Origin of the sequence: Rathayibacter sp. PhB179, from assembly GCF_004345345.1 — a bacterium.
Classification (GTDB): domain Bacteria; phylum Actinomycetota; class Actinomycetes; order Actinomycetales; family Microbacteriaceae; genus Rathayibacter; species Rathayibacter festucae.
Genome location: NZ_SLVD01000012.1, coordinates 1 through 20999 on the forward strand (window position 1 = coordinate 1; position 20999 = coordinate 20999).

The window sequence follows — 20999 nt, forward strand, 5'->3', positions numbered from 1 at the left end:
CAAGGCCCTCAACCAGCTGAAATCCCTCGGCTACGACGTCCAACTCACACCACGAGCCGCGGCCTGAGGTCACCATGTTTTCCTAGGAGACCCGGTGTCGTCAGCAGGGCGGGTCTGCAGACCCTTGTTCTTGTGCGGGTGGATCTCGAGACGCCCGCTGCGGGCTGCTCGATCAGCAGGCGGAACGCGGGGGAGCTCACGGGGCACGCGGGTAGCGTGGGGCGGATGGAGCGACGGGCACGGCGGCTGCGGCAGTGGGACGAGGGCGTGGCGGCGGCGCGGGACGGGCTGTCGTGCGAGGTGTCGGCGGGGATCGTGCTGTGCGGGCTGGCCGGTGGTGGGCTGGCGGCGGCGCTCGCGCTGGCGTCCGGCGGGATCCTCGAGTCGGCGCCGGTGGCGCTGCGGACGGTCACGGCCTTCGCGCTCGCGCTGATCGCAGGCGGGGTCCTCGTGGCGACCGCCACCGCCCTGCGGCGACGGACGGAGGCCGCGGGAGCCCGCTTCGCCCGGGCCGCGTGGCCGGTCCCCGCCGACCTCGGCCGGGACGACCTCGCGGAGACCGCCGATCTGCCGTTCGACGTGCGCCTGCCGGAGGACGCGCTCTCGCCGGCGGACCTCGTCGGCATCCTCGCGCCGTCGCGTGCGGCACGGGCCGAGGCGAGGAGGAGGGCGGCCACGCGGGATCTGCGGGCCCACTCCCTCCTGTTCTCGGCGCTCTCGCTCGTCGGCATCGTCCTCGCGCTCGCCGGCGTGCTGCTGATGATCGCGGCGATCGCCCTGCAGGGCTCGGAGGGGGCCGTCGTCACCGCGGCGGTCGTCGTCGCGGCCGGAGCTGCGGCCGGGATCGGCTCGTCCCAGGCGAACGGGCTGCCGCTGGCGGTGCTGCGCGCGTCCGACGCCGCCCTGGCCCGGAGCCGCGGGCTGCTGGTCGAGCGCTGGCCGGGGGATCTCGAGGAAGGACCGCTGTCGGTGCGCGGGGGAGTGGCGGCGATCGACCGCCGTCGGCTGACCGGACTGGCGCGGAGGCCGGCGCCGTCGAGCGCGGGTGCGGGACGGGTGGCGCCGATCGTGATGCTCGCGGTGGCGCTGCTGCTGGTGGCGGGGCTGCCGCTGCTGTCCTAGCGGCCGGCGCATCGGGATCGGGCGACTCGTCGCGCAGAACATCAGCGGAGAGTGCTGCTCATCGCCGATGGCGGATGACGAGTGCTCTCGGCTGATGTTCTGCGCGTGAACGCTCGTCAGCGGGCGGCGTCGCGGGCGAGGCGGCGCAGGCCGCCCTTGGGCGGGACGAGCACGGGCTCCGGCCAGCGCGGGGAGAGGTGGTCGCCCAGGGTCACCCGGCGGATCTTCCGGCCGACGAGGGGGAGCACCCAGTCGTGCGCCCAGCGGTACTGGTCGCGCAGCAGCTCGCGCGGCGTGAGCGGCTCGGGCGGGTCCCACGGGCCCACCGAGATCGTGTGCGGCACGCCGAGGACGTCCAGCACCTGGGCCGCGAGCACGCGGTGCCCGCGCTTGGAGAGGTGCATCCGGTCGCTCGACCACATCGCGGCGTCGCGGAACGCCTGCATCCGCCAGTAGTCGACGAGGACGGCGCCGCGCTCGCGGGCGATGCGGCGGACGGCGCTGTTGTAGACGCGGTTGCGCTTCACGAACATCCGCGGGGCGGGCAGCCCGGGGATGTCGAAGCCGGTGAAGAGCACGAGCGACGCGCCCGTCGTCGCCAGGGCGTCGACCAGGTGCTCGTAAGCGTCGATCAGCACGCGCATGTCGGTGCCGAGGTCGAGGATGTCGTTGCCGCCGGCGTAGAGGGTGACGAGGGTCGGCCGCAGTTCGAGCGCGGGCGTCAGCTGCTCCGCGGTGATCTGGGCGAGCCGCTTGCTGCGGATCGCGAGGTTGGCGTACTCCCAGCCGGGTTCGGCGCGGGCGAGCCGGTCGGCCACGCGGTCGGCCCAGCCGCGCACGCCGTTGGGCAGGAGCCGGTGCGGGTCGCCGACGCCCTCGGTGAAGGAGTCGCCGATCGCGACGTAGCGGCGCCGGCCGGCCTCCACCGCGCGCTCGTCCGTCCCCGACTGCTCCGCCATCCCCCGAAGGGTCGCCCGCCGGGGAGGCCGGGCGGTGACGCCGCGGTGGCGGGGAGGTGTCGGGCTGCTCCGAGCCGACGGCGAGGCCGCGCGGCTAGGGTGTTGCGGTGATCGACAGCAGACCCGAGGACGACCGGGACGACGACGCGCTCAGCTGGGCGGGCGAGGGCGGCGACCCCACCCTGGTGGCCGGTGACGGGACCGCGCGGCGGAAGGCGCCGCGGGCGGTCCGCTCGGCCCCGGCGGAGCGCGCGGCGCGCGAGGGCGACGTCGAGGAGCTGCCGGACGAGCTGCGCGAGGACGACGCGGACGAGGAGCCGGACGACGACGACGAGCGCGATCCCGCGGAGGCGGCGGCCGCCTCCTCGGTGCTGCTGGTGGCGATGGGTGTCGCGGCGGGTCTCTACCTCCTCTCCACGATCGGCTGGATGATCACCGCGACGCGGCAGAACGCCACGGTCGCCGCGACGTTCGCGGGCGACGCGCTCGGCGGCGGGCTCTACGGGCTCGGACTCTGGCTCGCGGTCGCGGGGCCGGCCGCCTGGTTCGCGGCCGTGCTGCTCGGCACGCGGAACGCCCGCACCCGGACCAGGGTGCTCTGGCTGATCGCCGGGCTGATCCTGCTGGCACCCCTGCCGTTCCTGAAGGGGGCGTGATGAGCGACACCGCATCGACCGACTCCACCTCGACCGAGAGCTCGGCGAAGGCGACCCTCGGCGGTGCGCGCCGCAGCGACCCGCGCCGGCGCCTCCTCCTCTCGGTGCTGATCGCCGCAGTCTTCGCGCTCTTCTTCGCCTGGGACGTCTGGGAGGGGATCGGCAACCTGGTCGGCCTGCGCACCTACGCCGCGACGCTCGGCACGGACCTGAACAGCACGGGCTGGACGGTGCTGCTGCTCGGGCTGGCGCTGCCGGTGGTCTGCTTCGTGCTGGCGCTGGTGCTCGGCCGTCGGCGCGGGCTCCTGGCGCGGACCGGGCTGCTCGTCGCGGCGCTCTGCCTCTCCGCGGCGCTGTCGCTCGACGTGCAGCTGATCCTCGGATTCGAGAGCCTCGTCTCGCTCTAGACGCGTCGTTCGCCACCGGGCGAGACCGGACGTCACACGGCCGGGGACGGCTGCGGCCCTCCGCTACAGTGGCGGGGGCTCCACCGGCCCTCGTGCTCGGTGCCCGCTCCGTCCCCTCCCCGAAGGAAGCGCCTCTCGTGACTAAGCCGGTCGTCCTGATCGCCGAAGAACTCTCGCCCGCCACCGTGGACGCCCTCGGTCCCGACTTCGAGATCCGCTCCGTGGACGGCACCGACCGCCCCGCGCTGCTCGAGGCGCTCGGCTCGGCCGACGCGATCCTGGTCCGCTCCGCGACGCAGGTCGACGCGGAGGCGATCGCCGCGGCCCCCTCGCTGAAGGTCGTCGCGCGCGCCGGCGTGGGTCTCGACAACGTCGACATCACCGCGGCGACCGCCGCAGGCGTCATGGTCGTGAACGCGCCGACCTCGAACATCATCTCGGCGGCCGAGCTCACCGTCGGCCACATCCTGAGCCTCGCCCGGCACATCCCGGCGGCGCACAGCGCGCTCGCGCAGGGTCTCTGGAAGCGCTCGAAGTACACCGGCGTCGAGCTCTACGAGAAGACCGTCGGCATCATCGGCCTGGGCCGCATCGGCGCGCTGATCACCGCGCGCCTGCAGGCCTTCGGCGTGAACGTCGTCGCCTACGACCCCTACGTCACCAGCGCCCGCGCGCAGCAGCTCGGCGTGACGCTCCTGCCGCTCGAGGAGCTCCTCGCGCAGAGCGACTTCATCACCATCCACATGCCGAAGACCCCGGAGACCACCGGGATGATCTCGGACGCGCAGCTCGCGCTGATGAAGCCGACCGCCTTCCTGGTGAACGTCGCCCGCGGTGGGCTGATCGACGAGGACGCGCTGCACCGCGCGCTCGTCGCGAAGACCATCGCCGGCGCCGGGCTCGACGTGTTCGTCAAGGAGCCGCCGACCGACTCGCCGCTGCTCGCCCTCGAGAACGTGGTCGTCACTCCGCACCTCGGCGCGTCGACCGACGAGGCGCAGGAGAAGGCGGGCGTCTCGGTCGCGAAGTCGGTGCGGCTCGCGCTCTCGGGCGAGCTCGTGCCGGACGCGGTGAACGTCGCCGGCGGCGTCATCGACCCATACGTCCGCCCGGGCATCCCGCTGGTGGAGAAGCTGGGCCAGGTCTTCTCCGGCCTCGCCGCCTCGCCGGTGACGTCGATCGACGTCGAGGTGCGCGGCGAGCTGGCCGGCTTCGACGTCAAGGTGCTCAAGCTCGCGGCGCTCAAGGGCGTCTTCAGCAACGTGGTGTCGGAGACGGTGTCGTACGTCAACGCGCCGGTGCTCGCGGAGCAGCGCGGCATCGAGGTGCGGCTGATCACGGACGCGGTCTCGGACGAGTACCGCAACGTGATCACGCTCCGCGGCGCCCTCTCGGACGGCTCGCAGATCTCGGTCTCGGGCACGCTGACCGGCACCAAGCAGGTCGAGAAGCTCGTCGCGATCAACGGCTACGACGTCGAGGTGCCGCTCGCGAAGCACCACGTGGTGATGAGCTACGTCGACCGCCCCGGGATCGTCGCGGTCTACGGCCGCGAGTTCGGCGAGGCCTCCGTCAACATCGCGGGCATGCAGATCGCGCGCACCGAGGCGGGCGGCAAGGCCCTCTCGGTGATCACGATCGACTCGCCGGCGCCGGACGGACTGCTGGAGAAGGTCCGCGTCGCGATCGACGCCGACCTGATGCAGGAGATCGACATCACGGAGTAGGTCCGGGCGCGGCGGAGGAGACGGCAGCATGGAGCGCAGATTCGCCCAGGTCGACGTGTTCGGCGCGGAGCCGTTCCTCGGCAACCCCGTGGCGGTGGTCGTCGACGGCGACGGCGTGTCCGACGCGTCGATGGCCGCGTTCGCGCGCTGGACGAACCTGTCGGAGACGACGTTCCTGCTGCCGCCGACGTCGCCCGAGGCCGACTACCGGCTGCGGATCCTCACGCCGCGGCGCGAGCTGCCCTTCGCCGGGCACCCGACGCTCGGCAGTGCGCACGCCTGGCTCGCGGCCGGGGGAGTGCCCCGCGACTCCGGAGTGCTGGTGCAGGAGTGCGCGGCCGGGCTCGTGCGGCTCCGGGTGTCGGACGGGGCGATCGCGTTCGCGGCGCCGCCGCGGCAGCGCACGGGGCCGGTGGACGAGCCGACGCTGGCGCGTGCGGCGGCGGCGCTGGGGCTCGCGCGCGAGGAGATCCTCGGGCACGAGTGGGCGGACAACGGGCCGGGCTGGCTGGCGCTGCGGCTGGAGTCGGCGGAGCGGGTGCTCGCGATCCGGCCGGAGTCGGCGCGGCTCGGCGGGCTCGCCGTCGGCGTGGTAGGACCGCATCCGGCGGGTGCGGAGTGCGCCTTCGAGGTGCGCGCGTTCATCCCGGATGCGGGGGTCGCCGAGGATCCGGTGACGGGGAGTCTCAACGCGGGGATCGCGCAGTGGCTGATCGGGGCCGGGCTGGCGCCCGAGCGGTACGTCGCGGCGCAGGGGACCGCGATGGGGCGCGCTGGACGCGTGCTCGTGGAGCGCGTGGGGGACGACGTGTGGATCGGCGGGGCGACGGCGACGCTGATCGAGGGGACCGTGCGGCTGTAGGGGGCGGGTCTCGATACGCCGGCCTGCGGCCGGCTACTCGACCAGCATGCCCACAGGCATGGCATGGCAGCGCGTGGCAGGCGCATCAGCCGCTGCTCCTTGCATGCTGATCGAGTAGCCCGCGGAGCGGGAGTATCGAGATCCGGCGTGCTGGCGGTGATGGGTCTCGATACGCCGGCCTGCGGCCGGCTACTCGACCAGCATGCTCCGCGGCCTGCGGCCGGCTGGTCGACCAGCATGCCCACGTCCTGTGGACGGCGGGTCGACCAGCAAAGAGGGCGGGCGGCCGCGACTGCGGACGCTCCTCAGACGGTCGCGGATGCGGCCGCTCCACCGGCGGCGGGGACGGCGCCGCTCCTCCGGGGTCAGCTCGGGAGGAGGCGGGCGATGACGGCGAGGACGTCGGCGGCCTCGCCGCGGGGGCTGTCGCCGGTGGGGAGCAGGGCGGAGTTGTAGTAGAGGCCGTCGCTCAGCAGGACGATGGCGCGGGCGACCAGGGGGTCGCCGACGGCCTCGGCGACGACGGCGTACCAGCTGTCGTGGATGCGGGCGAGGCCGGCGCTCGCGCGCTCGTCGTGGCCCTGGGCCACGCGCGAGACGGCGAGGATGGTGCGGTCGAAGGGGGTGTCCGCGGCGAACGAGGTGCGGATCAGGTACGGGACGACGCCCTCGTCGGACGTGCGGATCCGATCGATGTCCTCGGCGAGGCGGTCGTCGAGCCGTCCGACGAGTCCGTCGACGAGGGCGTCCTTCGAGGGGAAGTGATAGAGCAGCCCGCCCTTGGAGACTCCGGCGGCCTTCGCGACGGCGTCGAGGGTGGCCGAGCGCTCGCCCTGCTCGATCAGCAGGGCCTCGAACGCGTCGAGGACGCGGTCGCGGGCGGGGGCGGCGGGCATGGGCTCCATCCTAGGGACGGATCCCGGTTCCGCCCCTGGCTACTGTACCGGCTGGACGGTATACTCGGTGGCGATCACCCCGTTCGAGAGAGAGCATCACTGTGTCCGCCCGCACCGCACCTGTCACCACCGTCACGACCCCCGGCCCCGCCTCGCGCGCCGCCGTCGAGCCCGACGGTCCCCGCGTCGGGCGCCGCGCCTGGTTCGCGCTGGCCGTGCTGATGCTGCCGGTGCTGCTCGTCTCGGTCGACAACACCGTCCTCAACTTCGCGCTGCCGCTGATCGCGGAGGACCTCGGTCCCTCCGGCACCGAGCTGCTCTGGATCGTCGACGCCTACCCGCTCGTGCTCGCCGGACTGCTGGTGGCGATGGGCAGCCTTGGCGACCGGGTCGGCCGGCGAAAGCTCCTGCTGATCGGCGCGGTCGGCTTCGCGGTGGTCTCGGTCGCGGCGGCCTTCGCACCGACGGCCGGCGCGCTCATCGCCGCCCGCGCGGCGCTCGGTCTCTTCGGCGCGACGCTGATGCCGTCGACCCTCTCCCTCCTGCGCAGCCTCTTCCCGAACCGCGACCAGCGCCGGATGGCGATCGCGATCTGGGCGACCGGGTTCGCGGTCGGCTCGGCCGTCGGCCCGCTGGTCGGCGGCGTGCTGCTGGAGAACTTCCCCTGGGGCTCCGTGTTCCTGCTCGCGGTGCCGGTGCTGCTGCCGCTGGTGGTGCTCGCGCCGATCCTGGTGCCGGAGTCGCGCGACCCCAAGCCGGGCCCGGTCGACGTCGTCAGCATCGTGCTCTCGCTCGCGACGATGGCGCCGATCGTCTACGCGATCAAGTCGGCCGCCGAGCACGGGATCGACGCGGTCGCGGTGCTCTCGCTCGTCGTCGGCGTCGTGAGCGGCGTGCTCTTCGTGCGCCGGCAGCAGCGCCGCGAGGTGCCGATGCTCGATCTCTCGCTCTTCCGCCGCGGCTCGTTCAGCGCGGCCATCCTGGTCAACCTGCTCAGCGTCGTCGCGCTGGTCGGCGGGCTGTTCTTCGTCTCGCAGCACCTCCAGCTCGTGGTCGGCCTCTCGCCGCTCGAGGCGGGGCTCGTGCTGGTCCCGGGACTCGTCGTGATGATCGGCGCGGGGCTCGGCGTGGTGCCGATCGCCCGGCGGATCTCGCCGCGGATCGTCGTGCCGGCCGGACTCGTGATCTCGGCGGTGGGCTACGCGCTGCTCGCCATCGGCAGCGCGGCGCCCGGCGGCGCCTCCGCGCTGACCGTCGCGGTCTCGTTCGCCTTCCTCGGCCTCGGCATCGGCGCGGCCGAGACGGTCTCCAACGAGCTGGTGCTCGCGAACGCGCCCGCCGACAAGGCCGGGTCCGCCTCGGCGGTGTCGGAGACGGCGTACGAGCTGGGCGCGGTGCTCGGCACGGCGACGCTCGGCACGGTGCTGACGGCCGCCTACCGGAGCGGCGTAGTGCTGCCCGAGGGCCTCGACGCCGGCCAGGCGCAGCGCGCGGGGGAGACCCTGGGCGGGGCGGTCGCGGTCGCGGGCGAGATCCCTGCGGAGTCGGCGTCGAGCCTGCTCGCCTCGGCCGGAGCCGCGTTCGACGCGGGCGTCGGCTGGTCGGCCTGGATCGGCGTCGGACTGGTGCTGCTCGCCGGTGTGGTGGCGGCCTGGCGCCTGCGCCGGAGCTGACGCGGCGCGACCGGCGCGGGCGGCGGCCCGAGAGTACGCTGGGCTGGTCTCCTGCCCCGCACGCTCGAGTGCTCCGCACGCCCAGTGCTCTGGACGCGCAGCACTCCGGCCCGTGCCCCCCGCACGTCTGAGGACCGCCATGACCCGCACCGTGAAGCTCGCCGTCATCCCCGGAGACGGGATCGGACCGGAGGTGATCGCCGAGGCCGTGAAGGTCCTCGACGCCGTCACCGCCGACTCCGACCTGGTGATCGAGAAGACGTCGTTCTCGCTCGGCGCCGGCCGGTACCTCGAGACCGGCGACGTCCTCACCGACGAGGACCTCGCCTCGATCTCCGCGCACGACGCGATCCTGCTCGGCGCCGTCGGCGGCGTGCCCGGCGACCCGCGCCTCAAGGACGCGAACATCGAGCGCGGGCTGCTGCTGCGCCTGCGCTTCGCGCTCGACCATTACGTCAACCTCCGCCCGACCCGCCTCTACGCGGGCGTGCCGTCGCCGCTGTCGGCGCCGGGCGAGGTCGACTTCGTCGTCGTCCGCGAGGGCACCGAGGGGCCGTACGTCGGCAACGGCGGGTCGATCCGCCAGGGGACGCCGCACGAGATCGCCAACGAGGTCTCGGTGAACACGGCCTACGGCGTCGAGCGCGTCGTCCGGCACGCCTTCGAGCTGGCCCGCAAGCGCCGCTCGAAGCTGACGCTGGTGCACAAGACGAACGTGCTGGTCTTCGCGGGCTCGCTGTGGAAGCGACTCGTGGACGAGGTAGGGGCCACCTACGAGGACGTGGCCGTCGACTACCTCCACGTGGACGCGGCGACGATCTTCCTGGTGACCGATCCTGCTAGGTTCGACGTCATCGTCACCGACAACCTGTTCGGCGACATCCTGACCGATCTGGCCGGCGCGATCAGCGGCGGCATCGGACTCGCGGCCTCGGGCAACATCAACCCCGACGGCGCGTTCCCCAGCATGTTCGAGCCGGTCCACGGATCCGCGCCCGACATCGCCGGGAAGCAGCTCGCCGATCCGACCGCCGCGATCCTGTCGGTGGCGCTGCTGCTCGACCACCTGGGTCGCGGCGACGAGGCCGCCCGCGTGACGGCGGCCGTGACCGCCGACATCGAGTCGCGCGACGGCACCCTGCGCTCCACGGCCGCGATCGGCGACTCCGTCGTCTCGCGGCTCCGCTGACCCTCCTCTCCGGCCCCCGCCCCCGGGCCCCACGCCACTCCAGGAAGAACCCCTCATGACCGACACCCTCCCCGCGCAGGACCTCGCCTTCGAGGTGACCGCCAATCCCGCGCCCCGCTCCGACGAGGAGCGCGCCCGCATCCTCGCGAACCCCGGCTTCGGGGTCCACTTCACCGACCACATGGTCGACATCCGCTGGTCGCGCGCCGGCGGCTGGGACCAGGCGCGCGTCGAGCCGTACGGCCCGATCCAGCTCGACCCGGCCGCGGCCGTGCTGCACTACGCGCAGGAGATCTTCGAGGGGATGAAGGCCTACCGCCACGCGGACGGCTCGATCTGGACCTTCCGCCCGGAGGCGAACGCCGGCCGGCTGCAGCGCTCCGCCCGCCGGCTCGCACTGCCCGAGCTGCCGACCGAGCTGTTCGTCGAGTCGCTGCGTCAGCTGATCGCGGCGGACGGCGCCTGGGTGCCGTCCGAGCCGGAGACGAGCCTGTACCTGCGGCCGTTCATGTTCGCCAAGGAGGCGTTCCTCGGCGTGCGCGCGGCCGAGGAGGTCGGCTACTACGTGATCGCGAGCCCGGCCGGCGCCTACTTCTCCGGCGGCGTGGCCCCGGTGTCGATCTGGCTGTCGACGTCCTTCGCCCGCGCGGGCAAGGGCGGCACGGGAGCGGCGAAGACCGGCGGCAACTACGCCTCGTCGCTGCTGCCGCAGCAGGAGGCGTACCAGCACGGCTGCGCGCAGGTGCTCTTCCTCGACTCGCAGGAGTCGCGCTGGATCGAGGAGCTCGGCGGCATGAACGTGGTGCTGGTGAAGAAGGACGGCACGCTCGTCACGCCGGAGTCGGACTCGATCCTCGAGGGGATCACCCGCGACAGCGTGCTGCAGCTGGCCGAGGACCGCGGTCACCGCGTGGAACGCCGCCAGGTGTCGATCGACGAGTGGCGCGACGGGGTCGAGTCCGGCGACGTGGTGGAGGTGTTCGCCTGCGGGACCGCGGCGGTCATCACGCCGATCGCCGAGCTCAAGGGCGACGGCTTCTCGGTGGGCCACGAGGGCGCGCCGGCCGGCGCGCTGACGATGTCGCTGCGCGAGGAGCTGACCGACATCCAGTACGGACGTCGCGAGGACACGCACGGCTGGATGACGAGGTTGGACGCATGAAGATCGCACGATTCGCCACGCAGCGCTCCGGAGACAACGGGGGCGCGATCCACTTCGGGATCCTGGACGAGGACGACCTGGTCGTGCTCGCCGGCGACCCGATGTTCGCGGGCTTCGAGACCACGGGGGAGCGGATCCCGCTCGCCGAGGCGAAGCTGCTCGCGCCGGTGATCCCGCGCTCGAAGGTGATCGGGATCGGCAAGAACTACTCCGACCACGCGGCCGAGATGGGCGGCGACGCTCCGGCCGAGCCGCTGATGTTCCTGAAGCCGAACACCTCGGTGATCGGGCCGGACGAGGCGATCGTGCTGCCCGAGGACAGCCAGCAGGTGGAGTTCGAGGGCGAGCTCGCGGTCGTGATCGGGGCGATCGCGCGGAACGTGCGGGCGGAGGACTACGAGGACGTCGTCTTCGGCTACACGATCGCGAACGACGTCACGGCGCGCGACCTGCAGAAGTCGGACGGGCAGTGGGCCCGGGCGAAGGGCTACGACACGTTCTGCCCGATCGGGCCGGTCATCGAGACCGAGTTCGTCTGGAACGAGAGCGCGCTCGAGACGCGGGTGAACGGGCGGCGGCTGCAGTCCGGCAACACCGGCGACATGATCCACGGGGTGCCCGAGATCATCGCCTACGTCTCGCGGGTGTTCACGCTGCTGCCGGGCGACATCATCCTGACCGGGACGCCCGCCGGCGTCGGGCCGATCGCCAACGGCGACACGGTCGCGATCGACATCGAGGGCATCGGCACGCTCTTCAGCCCGGTGGTGTCCCGGGCCTGACCCGTCTCGCGAGATGCCACTTGTGCACGCCTTTCACGGCGTGTCGCGCGCACAAGTGGCATCTCGCGGTTCTTGGCGGGCTCGAGTCAGTCGGCGGAGGCGCGGTCGTCGGTGACGGGGCCGTCGGTGTCGTCCGGGAGGTCGGCGTCGCCGGAGACGGTGTCACCGGCGCTGTCGTCCTCCGTGACGGTGTCGGAGACGCCGCGGTCGATCGCGGTGCCGCCGGGAGCGGCGCCCGCGGCGCTCGCGTCGGTCGCGTCCTCACCGGGCAGCACGGTCTGGGCGCCGCCGGTGTTCGGGGTCAGGTCGGACTCCTGCTCGGGCAGGTCCTCGTTCACGTTCTCGGGCACGGGGGCTCCTCTCGTCGGTGGATCCATCGGAGCATGCGGGTGGTCGCGGGCGGCAGGGTCTTGACACGTTCCGGCGGTAGGTGGGTCTCGATACGCGCCTGCGGCGCTACTCGACCAGCATGGGGCGCTCCGGCGCTCCGGCGCTCTGCGACCGGCGCGGGGCGGGGCGGTGGCTTCACCGTGCTCCCCGGAGCTGTCAAGTGGAGACGCTCGGCGGGGGCGGAGTCGTAGCGTCGAAGCATGAGCTCGTCCCGCACGACCCGCAGTTCCGATACCACCGCCACGAAGAAGACCACTGCCACGACGACCGCCGCCGCTGAGAAGAGCCGCGCGAAGAAGACCACCGCGAAGAAGACCGCCACGAAGAAGATCACGCGCAGCAGCGTCGATCGGATCGCTCGCGAGGACTTCGGCTGGACGTCGCTGCTGCCGGGGCAGCGCGAGGCCATCGAGTCGGCCGCCGCGGGCCGGGACACGCTGCTCGTGCTCGCCACGGGCGGTGGCAAGTCCGCCGTGTACCAGATCGCCGGCGCCGAGCGCGGGGGCGTCGTGCTCGTCGTCTCGCCGCTCGTCGCGCTGCAGGCCGACCAGCTCGCCTCGATCGAGGCCGCGCCGGCTGCGCCGCCCGCCGTCGCCATCAACTCCGCGCAGGGCACCGCCGCCGTCGCGCGGGCCTGGGAGCGCATCGACGAGGGCGGCCCGCTGTACGTGCTGCTCGCTCCGGAGCAGCTGGCCAAGGAGGAGAACGTCGCCCGGCTCGCCGCGGCCGGCGTCTCGCTCCTGGTCGTCGACGAGGCGCACTGCGTCTCCTCCTGGGGCCACGACTTCCGCCCGGACTACCTGCGACTCAAGGACGTCCGCAGTGCGCTGGGCGACCCGCCGGTGCTCGCGATGACGGCCACCGCCTCCCGGCCGGTGCGCGAGGAGATCATCGACCGGCTCGGCATGACCGACCCCGAGGTGCAGGTGCACGGCGTCGACCGCCCCGAGATCCGCCTCGTGGTGCACCGCCACGAGAGCGAGAACGAGAAGCGCGCGGCCGTGGTCGAGGAGGCGCGCAGCTGGACGGCGCCGGGGCTCGTCTACGTCGCCACGCGCAAGGAGACCGAGACCTATGCGGCGGAGATCGCGGACTCGGGCCGGAGCGTCGCGGCGTACCACGCGGGGCTCAAGACGAGCGAGCGGCGCGCGGTGCACGAGCGCTGGCGCGACGGCGAGCTCGACGTGGTGATCGCCACCTCCGCCTTCGGGATGGGGATCGACCGCGCCGACGTGCGCTACGTGCTGCACGCGACGACGACCGAGTCGCTAGACGCCTACTACCAGGAGATCGGGCGCTCGGGGCGCGACGGCGAGCCCGCGACCGGTGCGCTGCACTACCGGCTCGAGGATCTGGGGCTGCGGCGCTTCTTCGCCAAGCGCCGGGTCGAGCCGGCCGCGCTGCGGGTGGTCTGGGCGGCCGTGTCCGACAGGCCGGGCGTCCAGGTCGAGGAGTTGGCGGAGGCGCTGGGCAAGTCGCCGCGCACCGTCGCGCGGCTGGTCAACGACCTCGCCGAGGCGGATCTGCTCGAGACCGAGGGCGGCCTGCGGGCCGTGAGCGACGCCAGCGGGGACGACGCGGTGCGCGCGGTGAAGGAGGAGCTCGCCTCGCGCGAGCGGATCGCCGAGTCGCGGCTGTCGATGATGCGGGCCTACGCGGAGACCTCGCAGTGCCGGCGGCGCGTGCTGCTGGACTACTTCGGCGTCGAGGGGCCGGAGTGGTGCGGCAACTGCGACGGCTGCGAGCGGCACGAGGCGCGCCAGGAGGCGGCCGACGAGGCGGCGTCCGCGGCTCCCTCCGAGGCGCCGTTGAGCGTCGACGAGGCCGTCGAGCACCGCGAGTGGGGTGCGGGGACCGTCATGAGCGTCGAGGACGACCGCGCGACGATCTTCTTCGAGTCCGAGGGCTACAAGGTGCTGTCGTTCGCGGCACTGGAGTCCGGTGTGCTGAAGGAGCGCGAGGAGGTCTCGGCCTGAGTGCGGGCGGGGCGGGGTCTCGATACGCCGTCCTGCGGACGGCTACTCGACCAGCATGGAAGGGCAGCCGCACTGGAGGTGCGACCTCTCATCGTGACGCGGGGCTGCTCGGCCAGCGTGGAGAGGGAGCCGCACCGCAGGTGCGGCCTCTACGTGCGAGATGCCACTTGTGAGCGGGCGACACGGCGTGTCGCGCTCACAAGTGGCATCTCGCGGAGGGGTCAGACGTTCGAGACGGCGGAGCTCACGTCGGTGGGCTTGTCGTAGTCGCCGGCCGGGATGGCGCGGAGGGCGTCGAGGACGTCGCTGTCGGCGCCCTCCTTCTCGGCGGTCTCGACGATCGTGTCCTTCGAGGCCGGGTAGTCGATCCCGGAGAGGTACTTCTGGACCTGGATCGGGTTGGGGGCATCCATCGTTCTGTCCTTTCGTCGTTCGGTCAGTGCTGGTGCTCTTCGGTGAAGAGCCGGTCGAAGGCGTCCACGCACCGGTCGGTGACCGTCGTGGGCGTCTCGAGGTGCACGGCGCCGCTGGGGACGAGCCCCGCGCCGCCGAAGCGCTCCATGACGCGCCACTGCGCGGCGACGTCCTCGCCGCTGTGCTCCGGGGGCAGCTGCTCCCAGAAGTCGAACCCGCCGCAGGCGACGAGCGCCTCGCGACGGTAGAGCACGCACGCGCCGAGCCAGGCGACGCGGTAGGCGCGCCAGGCGCCCTCCGGCACGTCGAGGCGGGCGGCGACGTGGGTGAGGTTCGCCGCGTTGTGCAGCGGCCAGCGCTGGAACTCCGGCGTGCCGCGCCGGATCCGCTCGGGCTGCACGCCGTCGTCCCAAGGCTCGAAGGCGGTCTGCTCGTGCGGCCGCTCGTCGCCGAGGTAGGACAGGCCCTGCACGGCCGAGCCGACGAAGCCGCAGCCGAGGCGCCCGAGTGCCTCGTGCAGCCGCGCCAGCGTGCCCGGCTCGAGCCAGACGTCGTCGTCGAGGTAGAGGACCGCCGGGGCGGTCGCGAGCGAGAGGAGGTAGTGCCGCTGCTCCGCGAGGCCGCGGCGGGGGAGGTGCCGGCGCACGAGCGGAGCGCGGCCCTGCGTGGCGAGGATCCGCAGCATCGAGACGACGGTCGGGTCCGTCTCCGTGACCGCGGTGTCCGACTGGTCGCTGACGACGACGCGGAACGGCGGATCGTCCTGCGCGGCGAGGCCCGCGAGGGTCGCCGCCAGCTCGGCCGAGCGGCCGGCCGTCGGGATCAGGACGTCGACGGCCGGGGCCTCCGGGGGCAGGTCGCGCCCCCAGAGACCCGACCAGCGCCGGCTGCTCACGGCGCCGACGACGAGCGGATGCGCTGGACCATCTCGGTCGTCGAGTGCTCGGAGACGTAGCCCACGGTGGTGACGGTGCCGCCGTAGGAGCGGACGACCACCGCCTCCGCGAGCATGTCGGGGGCGTAGTCGCCGCCCTTCACGTAGACGTCGGGCTGCACTCGCTCGAGCAGCGGGATCGGGGTGTCACCGCTGAAGAGCGTGACGTAGTCGACGCAGCCCAGCTCGGCGATGACGCCCGCGCGGTCGCCCTCGGGGTTGATCGGGCGGCCCTCGCCCTTCAGCCGGCGGACGGAGTCGTCGTCGTTCACGGCGACGACCAGCACGTCGCCGAGCTCGCGCGCCTGACGGAGGTAGGCGGTGTGACCGCGGTGCAGCACGTCGAAGCAGCCGTTGGTGAAGACGATGCGGCGGCCGCGGCGGGCCTCCTCGGCGAGCACCTCGACCAGTCCGTCCTCGCCGAGCACGACAGCGCCGGGCGCGGCGAGCGAGGCGAGCAGGTCGTCCGCGGTGCAGACGGAGGTGCCGGGGCGCTGCACGACGACGTCCGCGGCGGCCTGCGCCAGGTCGACGGCAGTCGCCAGCGAGCGGCCGGCGGCGAGGGCGAGGGTCGCGGTGGCGGCGAAGGTGTCGCCGGCGCCCGAGGCCTGCTTCTCCTCGGCGGGCTGCGCGAAGGTGCGGCTGACGGTTCCGTCGGCGTCGAGGGCGGTCGAGCCGTCGCGGTCGAGGGTGACCACGACGTGGCGGGCGCCGGAGCGCTCGCGGAGCCTCTGGGCCGCGGCGCGGACGGCGGCGGCGCGCTCGGTGCCGCGGCCGAGCGGGGCACCGAGGAGGCGCTCGGCCTCCTTCGCGTTCGGGGTGACCAGGTCGGGCGCCGCGAAGGCCCAGTCGGCGAGCTCGTGCGCGTCGATCACGAGGAGGCCGGGGCGCTGCGCGGCGAGCACGCGCTCGACGGCCTCGCGGAGGATCCCGGAGCCGTAGTCGCAGACCAGCACGGCATCGGCGCCGTCGGCCGCGCGGACGGCGGCCTCGGCGAGCTCGGCCAGCTCGGGGTCGGACGGGCGGTGCGGGCCGGAGTCGACGCGCAGCATGACGCTGTCACCGCCGACGACCCGGGTCTTGATCGTGGTCGCGGCGTCGCTGCGGACGATCGCGCCGGTGTCCAGGCCCGCGCGCTCGAGCGCGGCGAGGAGGCGGTCGCCCTCGGGGTCGCGTCCGGCGACGCCGACCGTGCGGACCACGGCGCCGAGCGCGCAGAGGTTCGCCGCGGTGTTGGCCGCGCCGCCCGCGACGTCGACGACGTCCTCGAGGCGCAGCACCGGGGCGGGGGCCTCGCGGGTCACCCGTTCCGCCTCGCCGAGCCACCAGGAGTCGAGGATGAGGTCGCCGACCACGGCGACGACCGGCGGCCGCTCGCGCACATGCGCGACCAGCGCGCTCGCCCGCTGGAGCGCGGAGCCCTCGAGGCTCATCGCCCGGCGCCGGGGAGGACGGGGAGGCCGAAGTGCACGACCGTGGTGGTGGTCATCTCGTCGAGCAGCTCCGGGCCGTAGCCGAAGCCCGAGCCGCTGGTGCCGCGGGGCTGGGCGCTGCCGCCGGGGGCGCCGCCGAAGACTCCGTTGATCTTGACCGTGCCGACCGGGAGGGTCGCCGCGGCGCGGTGCGCGTGCTCCATGTCGGCGGTGAGGACGGTGGCCGCGAGGCCGTAGGGACCGGCGGCGGCGCGGGTGAGCGCCTCGTCGAAGTCGTCGACGACGAGGACGGGGGCGACGGGGCCGAAGGTCTCCTCGGTCATCACCAGCATCTCGTCGGTGCAGTCGGCGAGGACGGTGGCCGGGTAGAAGGTGCCGTCACCAGGCTCGCCGCCGGTGAGGATGCGGGCGCCGTCGCGGACGGCGGAGGTGACGTGCTCGTGCACGGCGTCGCGCATCCGCGCGTCGACCAGGCGGGGGAGCGGGCCGTCGCGCCAGCGCTCGGCCTCGACGACCAGCGCGGCGGTGAAGGCCTCGGCGACGTCGCGGTGCACGTAGATCCGCTCGACGGAGGTGCAGATCTGGCCCGCGTTGGCGAAGGCGCCGAGGGCGGCCTGCTCGGCGGCCCAGACGGGGTCGACGTCGCGGTCGACGACGAGCGCGTCGTTGCCGCCGTTCTCGAGGATGGTGTGCGCGCCGGTGACGGCGGCGATCCGGGCGAGGGCGCGGCCGGTGGCGGTCGAGCCGACGTGCGCCAGGACGTCGACGCCGTCGGTGCGGGCCAGGGCGTCGCCCACGGCGCCGTCGCCCTCGACGAGGGTCAGCACGCCCTCGGGCAGGGCGTCGGCGAGCAGGCGCGTGAAGAGCGCGCCGGTGCCGGGGCTGCGCTCGCTCGGCTTGTGCACGACGACGTCACCGGAGACGATCGCGGCGCCGAGCATGCCTGCGGCGACGGCGACCGGGTCGTTCCAGGGGGTGAGCGCGAGGACCACACCGCGCGGGTGCGGCAGGGCGAGGTCGACGTTGAGGGCGCCGCCGCGAAGGCTCTTGCCGCGGTGCAGGGGGCCGAGCTCGGCGTACTGCAGCAGGGTGTCGACGCCGGCGCGGACGCCGCCGAGGGCGTCGCCCGCGGGCTTGCCGGTCTCCTCGGTGTTGAGGTCGGCGAGCTCCTGCTCGCGGGCGGCCACGCGGTGGGCGGCGGCGCGCAGCAGGGCGCCGCGCTCGGCGGGCGCGGTGGCGGCCCAGGCGGGGAAGGCGGCGCGGGCGCGGGAGACGGCGTCGGCGGCGAGGTCGGCGGTGGCGCCGGTCGTGCCGGCGGCGGGGGTCGCGGTGTCGATGGTCACGGTCACCTCTCGGTCGGAGGCGTCCGCAGGGGTCGCGGACGCGCGTGCAGACCTCCGGTACCCGCGCGGCGGCGGCTCAAACGGATACCGCCGCAGAACATCAGCTGAGAAGGCGACTCACCGCCGATGACCGTTGAGAGGCCGATTCAGCTGATGTTCTGCATCCGCGGCGGGGGTCAGGCGGCGCCGAGGCGGGTGACGGCGGAGGTGATCGCGGGGGTGGTCTCGCCGTCGGGCCAGCGGAGGGTGACGCCCTCACCGGGGACGACGCGGCCGATCGCCGCGGTCGTGCTGTGCGGCGTGCCCATGCGGGAGGCGCCGGGGCGGTCGGCGGTGAGCATCGCGAAGCCGGGGAAGCAGGAGAGCCAGTCGGCGAGTCCCGCGGCGGCGGGGCGGGGGATCGCGGCGACGTCGAGCTCGGCGCCCGCGCCGGACGCCTCGGCGCTCATGCCGACGGTGCCGACCAGCCCGGCCATGCTGACGTCCTTCGCGCCGTCGGGGGCGGCGGCGCCAACGCTCGCCGCGAGCGCCCGCAGCACCTCCGGTGAGCGGCCCGAGGTCGAGTCCCACTGCAGTCCGGCGTAGCCCGGGCGCCAGCCGCCGGCGAGGTCGGCGGTCAGGCTCAGCTCGTGGCCGATCGGGGCGCTGCCCGGGACCGGGCGCGCGGTGCGGCCGAGGCCGGTGACGGAGAGGGCGGCCGGGACGCCGAGCTGGGTGTGCCCGCCGAGCAGCGGGACGCCCCAGGCCTCGGCGCCGGCGCGCAGTCCGCGGAGGACGCGCGCGGCGAAGGAGGCGTCGCGCGCGGCGACCGCGTCGAGCAGGCCGACCGGATCGGCGCCCATGGCCGTGAGGTCGTTGACGTTGACGAGCACCGAGCACCAGCCCGCCCACTCCGGGTCGCGCTCGACCATCGAGGGGACGATCGCGTCGCAGACGGCGACGAGGTCGGAGCCGGGGACGGGGGCGCCGTCGTCGCCGCGGAAGCCCGGGCCGCCGAGCTGGCCGGCGAAGGCGTCGAGCAGCGGCCCGAGGGCGGCCTTGGCTCCGCGCGCGAGACGGTCGAACCGGTCGATGGGCCAGCGCATCCGCACATGGGGAGTCCCCGCGACCTCGACGGCGCCGAGCCGATCCCAGCCGAGCCGGCGGAAGAGAACCTCGTTCTGCGTCTGCACCGTCGCCTCGAAGCGGATCACGCCGCGCGCCTCGGCCTCGGCGCAGGCGGCGCGCACCAGTGCGGCGCCGATCCCGGCCCCGCCTCGGGCGCTGCGGCGGACGACCAATCGACTGCCGGTCCACCAGCCGAGGTCCTGCTCGAGCGCGGGCGCGATCCGCACCCCGCCGAGCACGCCGTCGGCCGAGCGGGCCACCAGCACGACGGTGCGCGGATCCTCGTCGAGTGCATCGCGGTCGTCGGCGTCGAAGAGGCCCTGCTCGCCGACGAAGACCTCACGGCGCACGGCGCGGTAGGCGGCCACCTCGGCCGGGTCGGCGACCACGACCACGAAGGCCTCGCGGGCGGCCGGTGCGACCGCGCGGACCCCCTCGAGGATCGAGAGCTCCATCAGGCGCCGGCGGTCTTCAGCACGCCGCAGGCGCCGCAGGCCGCGCAGCCCGCCTTCTGCCCGGAGGAGAGCATGCCGGCAGCGATCAGCAGCGCGGCGACCTGCTCGCTGACCTTCTCCAGCAGCGAGCCGGCCGGCGGCAGGACGTGGTCCACCTCCGTCGCCAGCGTGCCCTTGAGCGGCCGGAACGGCACCACGAACGGGTAGATCCCGCGCTCGATCAGCTCGCCGGCGCTGGCGACCAGCTCGTCTGGGTCCTCGCCGAGGCCGACGAGCAGGTAGGTCGAGACCTGGTTGCGGCCGAAGATCCGCACCGCCTCGTCCCAGGCCTCCCAGTACTTCGCGGTCGAGACGCGCGCCTTGCCGGGCGTCCAGCGGCGGCGGATGTCGTCGTCCATCGACTCGATGTGGATGCCGATGGAGAGGGCGCCGGCGTCCTTGAGCTCCTGCAGGGCGGCGAGGTCCTCCGGCGGCTCGCACTGCACCTGGATCGGCAGCCCGGGGACGGCCTGCAGCACCGCGCGGACGCAGCGGGCGAGGTGCCGGGCGCCGCGGTCGCGGCCCTTGGAGGTGCCGGTGGTCATCACCATCTGGCGGATGCCGTCGAGCCGGGCGGCCGCCTCGGCGACTTCGGCGAGCTGCGCGGGGGTCTTCACCGCGATGGTGGAGTCGTTGGCGAGCGAGGCCTCGATCGCGCAGAAGCGGCAGCGCTCGGCCTCGTCGTAGCGCATGCAGGTCTGCACGACGGTGGTGGCGAGGATGTTCCGGCCGTGCAGGCGGGCGATCTTCTCGTAGGAGACGCCGTCGGCGGTGCTCAGGTCGTAGAAGCGCGGGCGCTTCACCGGCTCGACGTCCAGGCCGATGTCGGCGCCGTCGAGCAGGAGGCGGCCGTTGGTGACGGCGTAGGGGCTCTTCGGGTTCACCGGGATGGCGGCGCCGAGCCCGCCGAGCATCACGTGCCCGTCGTCGCTCGGGCCGGCGCCGGCCTCGCGGTGCACGGGGGCGTCGACGCGGATGCCCTGGAGGGCGATGTCGACGCGGGTGCGCAGGGCGGAGGAGCCGGTGCGGCGGACGGGGGCGGAGCCGCAGGCGTCGGCGGCGCAGGAGGAGTCGGTGGAGTCGGAGGGTGCGGGATCGGCGGTGCGGAGGCGGGGCGTCTGCAGATCGGTCATGGTGCTCCTCGGAGTCTCGAGTCGAGCGGTGCGCGACGGCGGAGTCCGACGTCGTGAGCCTCCATTAGGTCAACGGGGTGTTTCGGAGCGATGACATCGGGAACGCGATCGTGTTACATCCGGCGGCGGCCCCGACGCCGGCCCGATGCCCGCCCGGCGTCACGCAGGCTTCTTCTGGCCGAAACCACTTCGAAACACGAGCGGCCTTGACTGGACGCAGTCGGGACGAACGCTCCCGACCCGGCCCCGTCGCTCCGCTCGTCCTCTGTCCCGCCCGAGCGGCGCCGGCCTCTGCATCACAGCACCGCCCGTTCCACCCGGCACTCCTGTCCCTGCACCA

The 20999-nt window shown here is 73.9% G+C and carries 19 protein-coding genes; 10 read left to right on the forward strand and 9 right to left on the reverse strand.

The features are described 5' to 3' along the window. Positions 1 to 225 precede the first annotated feature (225 nt). Complete coding sequence (locus tag EDF43_RS19650) at positions 226 to 1122, forward strand: hypothetical protein (protein WP_132438302.1); 897 nt, start codon at positions 226 to 228, stop codon at positions 1120 to 1122. Between the two features lie 116 nt (positions 1123 to 1238). On the opposite strand, the gene EDF43_RS19655 is transcribed toward EDF43_RS19650, so the two are convergent. After that, the gene (locus EDF43_RS19655) at positions 1239 to 2081 is read right to left on the reverse strand and encodes an SGNH/GDSL hydrolase family protein (RefSeq protein ID WP_132438301.1); all 843 of its coding nucleotides are present in this window, start codon (positions 2079 to 2081) and stop codon (positions 1239 to 1241) included. 107 nt (positions 2082 to 2188) lie between these two features. On the opposite strand from EDF43_RS19655, the gene EDF43_RS19660 reads away from it, so the two are divergent. The 4 genes from EDF43_RS19660 to EDF43_RS19675 all read left to right on the forward strand — a co-directional run bounded on the left by EDF43_RS19660 (position 2189) and on the right by EDF43_RS19675 (position 5733). Further along, positions 2189 to 2737 carry a hypothetical protein gene (locus EDF43_RS19660; RefSeq protein ID WP_132438300.1) on the forward strand — a complete coding sequence of 183 codons (549 nt, stop codon included), beginning with the start codon at positions 2189 to 2191 and terminating at the stop codon, positions 2735 to 2737. After that, positions 2737 to 3144 (forward strand): hypothetical protein, encoded by a 408-nt coding sequence (locus EDF43_RS19665; protein WP_132438299.1) that lies wholly within the window; start codon positions 2737 to 2739, stop codon positions 3142 to 3144. Before EDF43_RS19660 ends, EDF43_RS19665 begins: the two co-directional genes overlap by 1 nt. 137 nt (positions 3145 to 3281) lie before the next feature. Next, entirely contained in the window at positions 3282 to 4871 is a 1590-nt protein-coding gene (gene serA / locus EDF43_RS19670; RefSeq protein WP_123447972.1) for a phosphoglycerate dehydrogenase, read from the forward strand. Positions 4872 to 4899: 28 nt separating this feature from the next. Further along, on the forward strand, positions 4900 to 5733 hold the full coding sequence (locus tag EDF43_RS19675) for a PhzF family phenazine biosynthesis protein (RefSeq protein ID WP_132438298.1): 834 nt from the start codon (positions 4900 to 4902) through the stop codon (positions 5731 to 5733). Positions 5734 to 6098: 365 nt separating this feature from the next. Here the strand turns inward: EDF43_RS19675 and EDF43_RS19680 are convergent, their stop codons facing one another. Continuing rightward, positions 6099 to 6629 carry a TetR/AcrR family transcriptional regulator gene (locus tag EDF43_RS19680; RefSeq protein ID WP_123447970.1) on the reverse strand — a complete coding sequence of 177 codons (531 nt, stop codon included), beginning with the start codon at positions 6627 to 6629 and terminating at the stop codon, positions 6099 to 6101. A 101-nt stretch (positions 6630 to 6730) separates the two neighbouring features. On the opposite strand from EDF43_RS19680, the gene EDF43_RS19685 reads away from it, so the two are divergent. The 4 genes from EDF43_RS19685 (at position 6731) to EDF43_RS19700 (ending at position 11435) form a co-directional block, all read left to right on the forward strand. After that, positions 6731 to 8302, forward strand: a complete 1572-nt coding sequence (locus tag EDF43_RS19685) for an MFS transporter (RefSeq protein ID WP_243646385.1) — start codon at positions 6731 to 6733, stop codon at positions 8300 to 8302. Positions 8303 to 8441: 139 nt separating this feature from the next. Beyond that, the gene (locus tag EDF43_RS19690; protein ID WP_132438297.1) at positions 8442 to 9491 is read left to right on the forward strand and encodes a 3-isopropylmalate dehydrogenase; all 1050 of its coding nucleotides are present in this window, start codon (positions 8442 to 8444) and stop codon (positions 9489 to 9491) included. Between the two features lie 55 nt (positions 9492 to 9546). Beyond that, complete coding sequence (locus tag EDF43_RS19695) at positions 9547 to 10653, forward strand: branched-chain amino acid aminotransferase (RefSeq protein WP_123734014.1); 1107 nt, start codon at positions 9547 to 9549, stop codon at positions 10651 to 10653. Next, a complete protein-coding gene (locus tag EDF43_RS19700; RefSeq protein ID WP_123447967.1) occupies positions 10650 to 11435 on the forward strand; it encodes a fumarylacetoacetate hydrolase family protein in 786 nt (261 codons plus the stop codon). Before EDF43_RS19695 ends, EDF43_RS19700 begins: the two co-directional genes overlap by 4 nt. An 86-nt stretch (positions 11436 to 11521) precedes the next feature. Here EDF43_RS19700 and EDF43_RS22035 read toward each other — a convergent pair whose 3' ends face one another. Continuing rightward, a complete protein-coding gene (locus EDF43_RS22035; RefSeq protein ID WP_165909217.1) occupies positions 11522 to 11785 on the reverse strand; it encodes a hypothetical protein in 264 nt (87 codons plus the stop codon). A 240-nt stretch (positions 11786 to 12025) separates the two neighbouring features. On the opposite strand from EDF43_RS22035, the gene EDF43_RS19710 reads away from it, so the two are divergent. Continuing rightward, positions 12026 to 13801 (forward strand): RecQ family ATP-dependent DNA helicase, encoded by a 1776-nt coding sequence (locus EDF43_RS19710; protein ID WP_132438296.1) that lies wholly within the window; start codon positions 12026 to 12028, stop codon positions 13799 to 13801. Positions 13802 to 14022: 221 nt separating this feature from the next. On the opposite strand, the gene EDF43_RS19715 is transcribed toward EDF43_RS19710, so the two are convergent. From EDF43_RS19715 to EDF43_RS19740, 6 genes are all read right to left on the reverse strand, one after another. Continuing rightward, on the reverse strand, positions 14023 to 14214 hold the full coding sequence (locus tag EDF43_RS19715; RefSeq protein WP_123737261.1) for a DUF2795 domain-containing protein: 192 nt from the start codon (positions 14212 to 14214) through the stop codon (positions 14023 to 14025). A gap of 23 nt (positions 14215 to 14237) precedes the next feature. Continuing rightward, the gene (locus EDF43_RS19720; protein WP_207901882.1) at positions 14238 to 15110 is read right to left on the reverse strand and encodes a glycosyltransferase family 2 protein; all 873 of its coding nucleotides are present in this window, start codon (positions 15108 to 15110) and stop codon (positions 14238 to 14240) included. Then, a complete protein-coding gene (rfaE2, locus tag EDF43_RS19725; protein WP_132438295.1) occupies positions 15107 to 16582 on the reverse strand; it encodes a D-glycero-beta-D-manno-heptose 1-phosphate adenylyltransferase in 1476 nt (491 codons plus the stop codon). Before rfaE2 ends, EDF43_RS19720 begins: the two co-directional genes overlap by 4 nt. After that, positions 16579 to 17919: an aldehyde dehydrogenase family protein gene (locus EDF43_RS19730; RefSeq protein ID WP_243582389.1), complete on the reverse strand. Its 1341-nt coding sequence runs from the start codon at positions 17917 to 17919 to the stop codon at positions 16579 to 16581. Before EDF43_RS19730 ends, rfaE2 begins: the two co-directional genes overlap by 4 nt. Before the next feature lie 182 nt (positions 17920 to 18101). Continuing rightward, positions 18102 to 19487 carry an MSMEG_0567/sll0787 family protein gene (locus EDF43_RS19735; protein ID WP_132438294.1) on the reverse strand — a complete coding sequence of 462 codons (1386 nt, stop codon included), beginning with the start codon at positions 19485 to 19487 and terminating at the stop codon, positions 18102 to 18104. Beyond that, on the reverse strand, positions 19487 to 20659 hold the full coding sequence (locus tag EDF43_RS19740; protein WP_132438293.1) for an MSMEG_0568 family radical SAM protein: 1173 nt from the start codon (positions 20657 to 20659) through the stop codon (positions 19487 to 19489). The genes EDF43_RS19735 and EDF43_RS19740 overlap by 1 nt, the downstream gene beginning before the upstream one ends. Positions 20660 to 20999 lie beyond the last annotated feature (340 nt).